This is a genomic window from Pseudoalteromonas sp. P1-8 (assembly GCF_001399985.1).
Taxonomy (GTDB): domain Bacteria; phylum Pseudomonadota; class Gammaproteobacteria; order Enterobacterales; family Alteromonadaceae; genus Pseudoalteromonas.
In genome coordinates this window covers 79,865-93,116 of record NZ_LJSO01000007.1, presented here as the reverse complement: position 1 = coordinate 93,116, position 13,252 = coordinate 79,865, and the positions used below count along the sequence as shown (strand labels likewise).

The window sequence follows — 13,252 nt, the reverse complement described above, 5'->3', positions numbered from 1 at the left end:
GTGATATTGCTTAAACAAGACGAAAACTTATCTTTTATTATTGAGCCTGAGCTAAAACCACGCACAGAGCAACGACTCGACCTGTATTTCTCCATTCCGAATGAAATGAGTGTTAACCCACAAACACTGAGCGAAGAATCATTCTTTAATAATAACTTTAAATCGCACCTTGCGTATAACGCTAACAACATTCACTTACCCTTAGTTAGAAGCCGCTTTGTTAGTAAAAACAAAGGTGAACAGCAAGATTATCGGCAAAACTTAAACTTATATTGTTATCAAGTTCGACTCGCGCTGAATGCCGATATTAAAGACACCCTAAAACACCAAGAAGCCGATGAGTTTTACCCTGCAGCCATTGAGTTGTGCCAGCAAACCAAAGGCTTGTTGAAAAAGCTAAGACGCTATACCCCAGATGATGAAAAGCTACTGCCATTTTATAAAAACGCCGATAACTACTTAAGCTGGCATGTAGAGCAGTCATTTTTGAAACTACTGGATGAAGGGCCGCGCAGTAGTGATTTTGCAAAAGAGCGCAGTGATCTATTAGAGTTTTGTAAAGCTGAAAACAGTTACCGTGAAGAGCAAGAATATAATTCGCAATCAACACTTGAAGATGCCAACCGTATCACCAACAAAATGCGCCTATTACAACGTTTGATTGAGCATGGAGTGGTGCTTACACGTAGCACGCGTCACTTAAACAGTTATTTAAAACGTATGGTAAAGGGCACGGTGACCGCTGTGATCATGGCCTTTGTGATGTTGGTTGTGTTAAATGCTCGCTCAAACTTTACCGAAGTAACAGCGACGTTGATTTTGATCTTGGGTGTTATTTATGGTCTTCGTGAAATATTTAAAGAAGACATAACACGGGTGATCTGGCGAGCCATCGTACGAGGGCGACCTAAATGGCGCTTTCAATTTAAAAACAGCATAACCAAAGACAAAATTGCCAGCCAATACATTTGGCTTGAATACACCAGTTTTAAACGCCTGCCTAAAGCGGTAAGAAGAATTTTTTCAAAGCGCCGCCATCAAAATAAACAGGCTGCTCAGTGGCTGCATTTTGCAAGCGAAACACAAGTTAACGCGAAAGAGTTTTTACCTGGCTACGATACCTTGCAACAAACCATGCAATTTAGCTTGGCACCGTTTGCTCGCTATTTAAAGCGGGGTGAAGGTAAGCTCTATCATCTAGATAGCAATAAAATCTCTAAGAAAGCCGTAGAGAGGCGTTATCAGTTAAATGTGGTATTAGTGTTTACACAAAGCGAAGATAAAACTTTGTATCAGCGCTACAAGATTACGTTAAATCGCAGCAAAATTGTCAATATTGAGCGTATTTACTCGCAAACTGACATTTTGAAAGATGAAAGATGAAAGGGTGGCCTTGGCCACCCATTTCGGTTTATTTAGCGTCTAAACCTGTTTTGCTGTAAAGCGACACTTTGTCTGATACTAAGGTGATTTCGATGTTTTTATCTTTGTTACCCCAGATACAGTTAGTGTGTAGTGTCTTTTCTTCACACTTATCCGCTGAACCTAAAATAGCTTCAACTTCAGTTTTATCCATACCAATTTCAATTTTTTCGTAGTTCTCTAAATTTACTTTTGAGCAACCAGCTAAAGTAAGTGCCGCAGCCGCAGCTGCAATTGCCATATATTTTTTCATAATTGTATCCATTAATGGTTGTAGCGTCTTATTTGCACGATCATCCCCATACGTGGGTGATCAAAATAATGTATCTCGTTACTGATCACACGTTTGAATTGTGAAAAACGTGCTTTTTCGTAATCACCAGTTTCTAAGCGCTGACTAATATCAAAATCTGCATTTATAAACAGGTAGTGACGAACATAAATCTTCATTAAACCGTCTAATTCCCACTCAGGCACATTTTGCAGTTGATCGGGAATGTAGCGCTCAGTAGGGCCGACTAAACTAATAAAATCGTTGTTTTCTTCTACAGGACTTGCGTGTTTTGCTAAGTGCTCGCCGGCAAAGAGGCGGATACTCGGTGCTCTTTTTTCACTCATTTCAGGAAAACGCCAGCCGGTGTGCAAAATAGGGGTTAAGCCTTTTCTATCAAGCTGATTTTTTTGTTCAACAAACTGTAATTGTTCTGGCGCCATTAAATAAATTTCGTCAGTGTCTTCACGGGGCTCAACAACGGGTGTCACAGGCAGTTGATTATAGCTTGCTAAAAAATCAACACTGTCATCACATACGTTTGAGTGAGGATTGGTATTGACTAAAGAATCAGTGAACGAATCTGAGCGAAAGCGGCTATCACCTTCAATGCAAGCCTGTTTTGCCTGCTCTGTGTATGCAGGAGATAATAGATCCTTACTACGCTTAGCCTTGATTTCATCATGTTTTAAACTGAAATCTTCCTGTAAGTAGGGGGCTGGGCGCTGTTTATAAATAAGAACTTCAATTTCGAACCAACGTGTTGCAAATGACGAGCTTGTAAATAAGCAACAAAGCAGTAGTAAACTATTTCTAAACAACATTAATGGCTAACCTTTTTTTCGAAATCTGCAATCATTGCAGTGACCATTTTTAAGCGTTCGCGAGCGTTGGCTTCGCTAATTGCAAAGCGCAGTTTGTTTGCGCCATCCATTTTATACACCTGCGGTGCACTTTGTATCAAACCTATAATGAAGCTAGGGTTAACCTTTGTATGCTGGCTAAACTCAAAATAACCGCCTTTCGGGTTTGCTTCAATCTTCTTAATGCCAATATTACTTGCTTGCAGTTTTAATTGTTGCAAACTGAATAAGTTTTTTGTGGCGTCAGGTAGTAGACCAAAACGGTCAATCAGCTCTACCTGTAACTCGTCCATATCATTGAGGTTAGCACAGCTTGCAATGCGTTTATAGATACCTAAACGAGCATTTACATCATGAATATAATCATCAGGCAATAACGCTGGCAGCTTTAAGTCAACCTCAGTTTGCTGACCTAATAAGTTCTCAAGGGTTGGCTCTTTACCTTCTTTGAGGGAGTTAACCGCTTGCTCAAGCATTTCCATATACAAACTAAAGCCAATGGTTTGCATTTGACCTGATTGATCATCACCAAGCAGTTCACCAGCACCACGAATTTCTAAATCATGAGTTGCAAGCGCAAAACCTGCACCCAAGTCTTCAAGTGACTCTATCGCTTCTAATCGTTTAACCGCATCTTTACTCAGTGATTTAGGGTTACCAGTGAGTAGGTATGCATACGCTTGGTGATGGCTGCGGCCAACACGACCACGTAACTGATGCAGTTGTGCCAGACCGAGTTTATCTGCTCTATCCATAATAATGGTGTTGGCAGTGGGTACATCGATACCGGTTTCGATAATAGTGGTACACACAATCACGTTATATTTTTGGTGATAAAAATCACTCATGATTTGTTCAAGCTCGCGTTCTCGCATTTGACCATGTGCGGTTGTTACGCTGGCTTCAGGTACCCATTCGCTAATTTCTTCAGCAACTCGGTCTATGGTCTCAACATTATTGTGTAAGAAATACACCTGACCACCGCGTTTAATCTCGCGCAGAATTGCTTCGCGAATAAGTTCAGCATCTCTTTGTCTTACAAAGGTTTTAACCGCTAAACGTTTCGCAGGCGGTGTAGCTATGATTGATAAGTCACGCATACCACTCATTGCCATGTTTAATGTACGTGGGATAGGGGTCGCTGTGAGCGTTAAAATATCGACATCTGCACGTAATGCTTTAATTTTTTCTTTTTGACTCACCCCAAAACGGTGCTCTTCGTCAACAATCAATAAGCCCAAATCTTTAAATTGAATATCTTGTTGAATAAGCTTGTGAGTACCAATTACGATATCTAATTTACCCTCAGCCATTTTATCTAGGGTGTCTTTTTGCTCTTTGGTTGAGTTAAAGCGCGATAAAACACCCACCTCAATTGGTAAATCGGCAAAGCGGTCTTTAAAGTTTTCATAATGTTGCTGTGCAAGTAGTGTGGTTGGTACAAGTACCGCAACTTGCTTGTTATCATTCACGGCCACAAAGGCTGCGCGCATTGCAACTTCGGTTTTACCAAAGCCAACGTCACCACATACTAAACGATCCATCGCTTGCTTACTTTGCATATCACCGAGCACAGACTCAATGGCGTTGCGTTGATCGTCAGTTTCTTCAAATGGGAAGCTGTCGCTAAACTGACGATAAGCACTGCCATCAAGCTTAAATTTATTGCCGGGCTTTGCTTGGCGTTTAGCGTAAATATCTAAGAGTTCAGCAGCCACATCACGCACTTTTTCAGCGGCACGTTTTTTTGCTTTTTCCCACGCATCAGAGCCTAACTTATGAAGCGGGGCAGAGGCTTCTTCGCCACCTGAATAGCGGCTCAGCATATGTAACGCTGAAACGGGCACGTATAGCTTTGCCTCGTTGGCGTAGATGATCGTAACAAACTCAGTGATAACACCGGCAGCATCAATGGTTTCAAGGCCTTGATAGCGGCCTACACCATGATCAAGGTGCACAATAGGTTGACCTTCACGTAGCTCAGCAAGGTTACGAATAAGTGCATCTTGGCTGGCTTCGTATTTGTGTTTACGGCGTCGACGTTGCGAGACCTTAATGCCTAGTAATTCTTGCTCTGTGATAATAGTTAAACGCGGCTTACCGTCTAACACCACACTTTGCTCAAGTGGCGAAACAATTAGGCCAACATCACTCGAACTATTGGTAAAATCGCTAAACGATTCAAATTCTTTAAGCTTTAAACCACTTGGCTTTAATAAGGTGAGTAATGATTCGCGGCGGCCATCCGATTCAACCGAGAGCAGCACGCGGCTTTTTTGTTTTTTCTCACTGGCAACATAGTCAATTAAACCTTGGTAAGGTTCATGTAACTTATGATCAATACGAACATTTGGCAGCTCTTTACTAGCAAGGTTGGTGTGACCCGCTTTGGTGCCTAATTTTGCTTGTGATAAGCGAATACGTGCATATTTACCAAACTCACCAAATAGTTCATTAACGCTTTGATACAGCTTTACAGGTTCAAGTAAAGGTCTGAGCGGATCAACACGACGGTTTTCATAGCGTACATTCACATCATGCCAAAACTGATCAGCAGCATGCTCAATATCGCCAAAATGCATAAACGTTGTATTGCTTGGTAAGTAATCGAAGATAGTTGCCAATTCATCAAAAAACAGCGGCATATAATATTCGATACCTGCAGGCCAAGTTCCTTTAGTCACCTGCATATAAATTGAGTCTTGCTCAGAGCTTGCGCCAAATTGTTCACGATAATTGATACGAAAACGCTCGATGTCTGAGTCGTTAGTTGGAAACTCGTGAGCTGGCAGTAACTCAATTTTGTCGACTTTTTCATCAGAGCGTTGGCTTTCAACATCAAATAAACGAATGCTGTCTAGCTCATCATCAAAAAAGTCTAAACGAAATGGGTGCGGGCTACCCATAGGGTATAAATCAACGATAGAGCCACGAATCGCGTATTCACCATGCTCCATCACTTGTTGTACATGTAAATAGCCTGCTTGTTCTAAGTTTTCACGTAGTGTGTGTGTATCTAAGGTATCGCCCACTTTAAAGTTAAGGGTTGAACCATAAATAAACGAAGCAGGGGCAGTACGCAGCATCAAGGTCGAAACTGGCACGATTAATACGCTTTGTTGTTCTTTTTTTAAGGTATTTAACGTGGCTAAGCGCGCTGAAATAATATCTTGATGTGGCGAAAAATGATCGTAAGGGAGTGTTTCCCAGTCAGGGAAGACCATGACTGGGTTTTCAGGCAACAGAAATTCGAGTTCAGTTTCAAGGCGTAGGGCGCTTGGTGTATCTGGGGTGACAATCACAACCAGCTCGTTGTGTTGCTTTACACCTTCTGCGATAGCGATGCTAAGCCCGCTACCGGTAAGTTGTCCCCATTGAATTTTATCTTTTTCAGATTTTACCCAAGGCAATGCTGCCCATTGCGCAAACGCCATTTACTACTCCTTTAAACTGTTTTTACTGCTTAGTCTCGATAAATCTTGGTTAAGTCCTGATAGTGATCGATGCGACGATCACGAAGGTAAGGCCAAATTCGACGTATGTTTTCACTACGCGCTTGGTCTAATTCAACAACTAATAATTGCTCATCGCTGTTATTCGCTTCGGCTAAAATTTCACCTTGAGGGCCCGCGATAAACGAGTTACCCCAGAACTGAATACCTTCACTTTGACCACTTGGATCACTTTCGTGGCCAACACGGTTACAACTGATCACAGGCACGCCGTTGGCAACTGCATGAGCACGTTGTGAAATAACCCAGGCGTCTTTTTGACGTGTTTGCTCGTCTTTTTCATCACGCGGGTCCCAGCCAATGGCTGTTGGGTAAATTAAAATTTCAGCACCGGCCATTGCCATTAAGCGTGCAGCCTCTGGGAACCATTGATCCCAACACACTAATACGCCTAGTTTACCAACAGAGGTTTGAATAGGCTCAAAACCTAAATCACCCGGTGTAAAATAAAACTTCTCGTAAAAACCTGGGTCATCAGGAATATGCATTTTACGGTATTTACCGGCAATGCTGCCGTCAGTTTCAAGTACCACAGCAGTATTGTGATAAAGACCCGTAGCGCGCTTTTCGAATAATGATGACACGATCACCACATTGAGTTCTTTGGCAAGTGCACCTAAGGCGTCTGTACTTGGGCCCGGGATTGTTTCTGCTAAATCAAAAACGTCTACATCTTCGGTTTGGCAAAAATACAAGCTACGGTGTAGCTCTTGAAGAACAATAAGCTTAGCGCCTTGGCTTGCTGCATCACGAATACCAGCAATTGATTTTGCCATATTGTCTTGAGCATTATCGGTGTTTGATTGCTGAACAAGAGCAACCTTTAAATGCGTTGGTTTAGTCATTGTTTGTTCCTGCTAAAAAGCCGCGCGGTAATTGCATTGTAATACAGTGTAAGCTGCCAAATTGGTGAATAATTGGCACACAATTAATACCCACCACAGTGTGATCTGGGTATGCTTTGGCAACCTGACCAAGCGCCAGTTGATCGTTTTCATCACCATAAATTGGTACTAAAACGGTTTTATTGATAATTAAATAATTAGCGTATGTGGCAGGTAATCTGTCACCATCTTGATCGAACACAGCTTTTGGCCAAGGTAAGGCAATGAGCGTGTAGTTTTCACCCTCTGCTGTTTTAAATGATTGCAGTTGCTTTTCCATTGCATCAAGGGCTGCAAAGTGCTCATCATTTTTATCGTCGCACTTAACATAAACAAGGGTGTTGTTTGGTGCAAAACGTACCAGCGTATCAATATGGCTGTCGGTATCATCACCTGCAAGATAACCGTGATCAACCCAAAGAAAAGAGGTCGCACCCAGTTGCTCGACCAGCGTTTGTTCTATATCTGATTTTGTGAGTTCTGGGTTACGATTTGGGTTTAATAAGCACTCGCTGGTTGTGAGTAGCACGCCGTGTTCATTGATCTCGACGCCACCGCCTTCAAGAACCAGTTCACTTTGCTGATAACCATTTTTAGGACATGCGACTTGCTTTACAAGTACTTGATTAATTTGGTTATCAAGATCACTTGCAAACTTATTGCCCCAACCATTAAAAATAAAATCCATTACTTTTAATTGAGTTGCGTCATCAATATTTGCACAGGTCAATGGGCCATGGTCACGTGCCCAGGTATCGTTACACGGTGTAACCACAAAGTGAATGCGATTAGCATCAACCTCTGCATTTGCAAGTAAAGCTGCAATATGTGCTTTGAGAGCATTATCATGGGCCACAATCACAACATCTTGTTGTTGGCTTATTGCTTGGCAAAGTGCTACATACACAGGCTCAACAGCGGTTAAATTTGCAGCCCAATCTGTGTCTTGATGAGGCCAAGTGAGCATAACGGCATCTTGCTCAGCCCATTCAGGTAAAAGTCTAAATTTCATGAAGGTATTAAACAAACTAAGGTGGGGCTAGTTTAGCATTTTAGCCATAGATGTCAGCTTTTTGTGCGCGATAAAGCGTGATTTTTAACTGTCTTGCTGATTGTTTTCTTGCTGACGTTTTTTAAGTTGGCGTGTTTGTGCGTGCAGGGCTGCTCTTACGACTAAATCTTGGTCAGCATCGCGAATGGCAGTAAACAATAAAGTGTATTGGTATTTATCATCATCGCATTTTTCAATGGCGACTAATTCGGTATAGCAATAAATGGCAGATGCTTCGTGCTGCAAGAACAACTTAGTACGAAATGTTTGCCCTAATTCATACACATCAGCTGAGGTAAGTTTTACACCACCACCGCCATAACTATCGCAATAGTTTGCGTTATCGTCAGGCTGCTCTGAGGCTAAGATGTGACTCATGATTAAATCAATTTTACGAGATTGTGCCTGTAAAAAGGCCGCGAGTTCTTGTGCAACATCACCCAGATTACGCAGTGGTCGTAAGCTTGTTTGCTCAAGTTCGTTTACTTCGTTGGCAAGTTTAAATAGGGCAGGGATATCCGCTTCAAGTTCAGCATTGGTTTTTGGCACAGCACTAGGTTCAACCGCATATAAATTGACACGGTTGCTCTCGTTGATTTGAAAAAACTGTTCAAATTCGGCTAATTTTTGATTATTCATGCTGTACTCCACACATCTTTCCTTAATACTAGCGTTCGAAGTAGTAAATTGCTAGTAATCAAATAATCAAAAAAAAGGGCAAACTTATTGTTTGCCCTTCATTTTTTACAGGTTACCCTCTTGGGTTTTAACATGTTCTTGTTGATGATGTTCTGCTATCTCATCAGCAAGCTCTTGTCTTGATCGTTTTTCAGTTAATTTTCGCGCCGTTAACCAATAAAAGAACAGCGGCACAAAGAATACTGCAAGGAATGTCGCTGCCATCATACCGCCCATTACACCGGTACCAACGCTGTGGCGGGCACCTGCACCTGCGCCAGAGCTCAGTACTAAAGGCACAACGCCTAAAATGAAAGCAAGCGAAGTCATAATGATTGGTCGAAAACGTAAACGTGCAGCCTCAAGAGCAGCCGTACTTGCGCTCCAGCCTTGTTGATGTTTCATCAAGGCGTATTCAACAATAAGAATCGCGTTCTTACTGGCAAGACCAAGTAGTGTTACTAGACCAATTTGGAAGTACACATCGTTTGTCATGCCAACAACCCAAACTGCTATAAGCGCACCAAAAGTACCAAATGGCAGGGCAAGCATCACAGACAGTGGTAGTGACCAACGCTCATATAGCGCTGCTAGAATCAAAAATACCATGATCACAGCAAGGCCTAAGGCAATTCCTGTGGTGCCTGAACTGCGTTTCTCTTGGAATGCAGAGCCTGTCCACTCGTAGGTCATATTAGGTGGTAATACTGCTTGTGCAATACGCTCAACTTCAGCAATAGCTTGACCTGAGCTGTAACCCGGCGCTGCATTACCCATCAGTTTAACAGCAGGTAAGTTGTTATAACGATTTAGGTTTTCTGGGCCACGGCTATACTCGATAGTGGTAAAGGCTGAAAGCGGCACCATAGTACCTTGGTTGTTTTTAACATAGATACGGCCAATGTCATCAGGCTTCATTCTAAATTCAGCGTCTGCAGACATTAGTACTTGCCATGCGCGACCAAATTTATTGAAGTCGTTAACGTAATAAGTCCCTAAGTTACCTGCAAGAGCAGTGAACGCATCATCAATTTCGACACCCATTGCACGTGCTTGTTCACGGTCAACATCAACACGTAGCTGTGGTGCATCAGGGCGCCAAAGTGTTTGCAGACCACTGATGATAGGACTCTTTTGTGCTTCAGCTGTCATCAACTGCATTGCATGTTGAAGTTTGTCTGGGTCGCTATCACCTTTGTTTTGAATGTAAAATTCAAAGCCACCTGTGTTACCTAAACCAAAAATAGCCGGAGGATTAAAGGCAAGAACGAGCGCCTCTTTAATACCTGCTGTTTTCATGAATAGCTCTTGCACCAGTGCCTTGGTATCAACTTCACGCTCATCCCAATGCTTTTGAGTCACGAATAAGGTTGCAGCGCTGTTTTTGTAACCACCGCCAATAAAGTCAAAACCGGTAAACGCCACCACGTTTTCGTTCGCTGGGTTTGATTGCACTGCCTCAACAACCTGTTGTGTGACTTGCTCTGTGCGTTCAAGTGACGAACCGTCAGGTAAGAAAATTGCAGAGATGTAATAACCTTGGTCTTCATCTGGCACAAGCGAACCAGGGGTGTTTTGCCAAAGGCCAATTGTTGCTGCAATCATACCTGTCATTAAGATAAGACCTAACAGACCACGGCGCACCATAAAGCCAACAGCACCGACATAACGGCCGGTGATCTTGGTAAACATGTCGTTAAACCATAAGAAGAAGCGAGCAGTTTGCTTGTGTTCTTGTTTTAAAATAAGTACACAAAGGGCTGGCGTCATCGTTAACGCAACGACACCCGATAAACTTACAGCAATCGAAATAGTAATAGCGAACTGGCGGAATAGCTCACCGGTTAAGCCACCTAAAAACGCAATTGGCACAAACACTGAACAAAGTACTAAAACAATTGCCACCACCGGGCCGCTTACTTCGCCCATCGCTTTAACAGCGGCTTCTCTAGCACCTAAACCTTCTTCGTGCATGATACGCTCAACGTTTTCAAGTACCACGATGGCATCATCAACAACAATACCAATCGACAGCACCATACCGAATAAGGTGAGAGAGTTAATTGAGTAACCCAGCATATACATGCCGGCAAATGTGCCCAGTAGTGATACTGGCACTGCAAGGGTTGGAATAAGCGTTGCGCGCCAGTTTTGTAAGAATAAATACACTACTAAGAATACCAATACCATGGCTTCAAGTAGTGTTTTTACAACTTCACGGATTGAGACTTCAACAAAGCGGGTTGTGTCGTATGACGTTAAATGAGCAAGGCCGGTCGGGAACTGGCTTTTCATTTCTTCAATAACACTGTTTACTTCTTCAGCTACATCAAGAGCGTTTGCTCCTGGTTGCAAGAAGATACCTAACAGTACCGCTTCTTTACCGTTAATTGTCCCTTTGAAGTTATAGTCTTTTGAGCCAAGCTCAACGCGGGCTACGTCTTTTAAGCGTAAGCTACTGCCATCGGTATTTGAACGAATAATGATATTTTCAAATTGCTCAGGCTCAGACAAACGCCCTTGTGCAGTTACACTGTAAACCAGCTCTTGAGGAGATTGTGTAGTAGGCGTCGCACCAATTTTACCTGCCGCGTATTGCGAGTTTTGAACGCGAATTGCCCCTGCAATTTCTTCAACAGTGACACCTAATTGGCTCATTACATCAGGGCGCAACCAAATACGCATTGCGTAATCTTTGGCACCAAAAATTTGTACACTGGTAGTGCCTGGAATACGTTTAACACGGTCTAGCACGTTCATAGTGACATAGTTTGATGTCCATAAACTTGAACGTGTTCCATCTGGTGAGTAAAAAGCATGAACTTGTAAAAAGCTAGAAGAACCTTTTTGAACCACCACACCTTGGCGGCGTGTTTCTTCAGGTAAACGCGCTTCAACCTGCTTAACACGGTTGTTTACGTTTACGGCTGCTTGGTCAACATCAGTACCAATTTCAAAAGTAACTTCGATGGTGGTTGAACCTGCACTGGTTGACGTTGATGACATATACATCATGCCTTCAACACCGGTAATGGCATTTTCAATCGGTGTCGCTACCGTTTGCTCAAGCACATCGGCAGATGCACCGGGGTAGGCTGCGGTTACTTGAACAACCGGTGGTGCTATTTCAGGATATTGCGCCACAGGTAAGCTGCGCATCGCAGCAAGTCCCGCAAGCACAATAACAATAGAGATAACAAACGCAAAAATGGGTCTGTCTATAAAGTAACGAGAAAACATAAGACTCCCTGTGCTTATTCTGCGTGGCTTGGGTTAGCGGCAGGTTTGCCAACATTGACTGGCATACCCGGGAAGAAAATACGTGCCATGCCATCAACAATAACTTGGTCGCCTTCTTTTAAACCACTGCGAATTAACCAAAAGTTTTGGTATTGCTCGTTTTCTGGTTTTTTGATCCATTCACCTACAGTAACAGGGGCAGGTAAAGCGACATCCATACCTTGCTCGTTTTTACTTACTACATAAACAAACTTACCAGTGCCGTTATCAAGCACTGCACGTTGCGGAACGATGAAAGCGTTTTTGCGTACTGCACCACTTAACTCAACACGAACGAATTGGCCCGGGCGAAGTTGAAAATCAGGGTTAGGAATAATTGCCTGAAACTCACTGGTACCTGTGTTTGGATTAATACGCACATCAGAGAAGTTAACTTCACCGGTTTGCCCGTATAACGAACCATCTTGCAGTTTAATTTGTGTTTTCCAGTGGCCTTGCTCAGGTAACGTTAGTGAGCCATTTTTAACATCTTGACGCATTTGCAGTTGTTCACGCTCAGATAAGCCAAAACGAATACGAATAGGGTCAAACTGAGTCATTTGAGTCAGTAATAAATCTGGACCAGAAACATAGGTTCCTTCAGAAACAAACTCACGTCCCATTACACCTGCGACAGGGGCTTTCACTTGCGCATATTCAAGGTTTAGTTGCGCTTCTTTTAATGCGACTTTTGCAGCGGCTAAATCAGTTTTAGCAATATCATTGGCTGAACTAGCGTTATCGTAATCACGTTGTGAAACGGACTTTTCGGCACGTAGTTTAGCTAATCGTTTAACGTCACGATCAGCTTGAACAAGCGCTGCTTTTGCACCATCAAGTGCAGCTTGCGCACGATCAACCGCAAGTTGATAAGGTTCAAGGTCAATAGTAAATAATGATTGGCCTTGCTCTACACGCTGACCTTCTTCAAAGTTGCGTGATTCAAGAATACCGGTGACACGGGCACGAACTTCAACTTCTTTTGAGCCAGACAACGTCGCTGGCAGCTCAATCGTAAAAGGGGCATCGTGAGTTTCCATTGTCATAGTCGCTACAGCAGCGGGGTGCATTTGACCCTGTTGTTGCTGTGGCGCTTCAGAACAACCTTGCAGTAGCAAAGGAGCAGAAACAAATAACAACGCAGATAATGATAATTTGGCAGGTGCGAAAGGCAGACGCATGTTTACTCCACAGTCCAATTGTTAAGTAGGTATGCATAAAAAATAGTCTATTAGCAATAAAGACGTCACTATGCATATTCATTTAGCGTTTAGTTTATACCCAAAAAAGAG

The 13,252-nt window shown here is 42.8% G+C and carries 9 protein-coding genes; 1 reads left to right on the top strand and 8 read right to left on the bottom strand.

Translation table 11 applies throughout. The annotated features are described in order from the left end of the window. Positions 1-6 precede the first annotated feature (6 nt). A complete protein-coding gene (locus AN213_RS11460) occupies positions 7-1,383 on the top strand; it encodes a hypothetical protein (RefSeq protein WP_055198679.1) in 1,377 nt (458 codons plus the stop codon). A gap of 28 nt (positions 1,384-1,411) precedes the next feature. Here the strand turns inward: AN213_RS11460 and AN213_RS11455 are convergent, their stop codons facing one another. From AN213_RS11455 to AN213_RS11420, 8 genes are all read right to left on the bottom strand, one after another. Continuing rightward, the gene (locus tag AN213_RS11455) at positions 1,412-1,675 is read right to left on the bottom strand and encodes a hypothetical protein (RefSeq protein ID WP_055198739.1); all 264 of its coding nucleotides are present in this window, start codon (positions 1,673-1,675) and stop codon (positions 1,412-1,414) included. 11 nt (positions 1,676-1,686) lie between these two features. Continuing rightward, entirely contained in the window at positions 1,687-2,517 is an 831-nt protein-coding gene (locus AN213_RS11450; protein ID WP_055198678.1) for a peptidoglycan binding protein CsiV, read from the bottom strand. After that, the gene (gene mfd, locus AN213_RS11445; protein WP_055198677.1) at positions 2,517-5,990 is read right to left on the bottom strand and encodes a transcription-repair coupling factor; all 3,474 of its coding nucleotides are present in this window, start codon (positions 5,988-5,990) and stop codon (positions 2,517-2,519) included. The genes AN213_RS11450 and mfd overlap by 1 nt, the downstream gene beginning before the upstream one ends. A gap of 29 nt (positions 5,991-6,019) precedes the next feature. Continuing rightward, complete coding sequence (locus AN213_RS11440; RefSeq protein ID WP_055198676.1) at positions 6,020-6,913, bottom strand: carbon-nitrogen hydrolase; 894 nt, start codon at positions 6,911-6,913, stop codon at positions 6,020-6,022. Then, a complete protein-coding gene (locus AN213_RS11435; RefSeq protein ID WP_055198675.1) occupies positions 6,906-7,964 on the bottom strand; it encodes an agmatine/peptidylarginine deiminase in 1,059 nt (352 codons plus the stop codon). The genes AN213_RS11440 and AN213_RS11435 overlap by 8 nt, the downstream gene beginning before the upstream one ends. A gap of 84 nt (positions 7,965-8,048) precedes the next feature. After that, positions 8,049-8,642 (bottom strand): PilZ domain-containing protein, encoded by a 594-nt coding sequence (locus AN213_RS11430; protein WP_054561991.1) that lies wholly within the window; start codon positions 8,640-8,642, stop codon positions 8,049-8,051. A 105-nt stretch (positions 8,643-8,747) separates the two neighbouring features. Further along, on the bottom strand, positions 8,748-11,921 hold the full coding sequence (locus AN213_RS11425; protein ID WP_054553063.1) for an efflux RND transporter permease subunit: 3,174 nt from the start codon (positions 11,919-11,921) through the stop codon (positions 8,748-8,750). 14 nt (positions 11,922-11,935) lie between these two features. Further along, positions 11,936-13,141 (bottom strand): efflux RND transporter periplasmic adaptor subunit, encoded by a 1,206-nt coding sequence (locus AN213_RS11420; RefSeq protein WP_055198674.1) that lies wholly within the window; start codon positions 13,139-13,141, stop codon positions 11,936-11,938. Between the last annotated feature and the right edge of the window lie 111 nt (positions 13,142-13,252).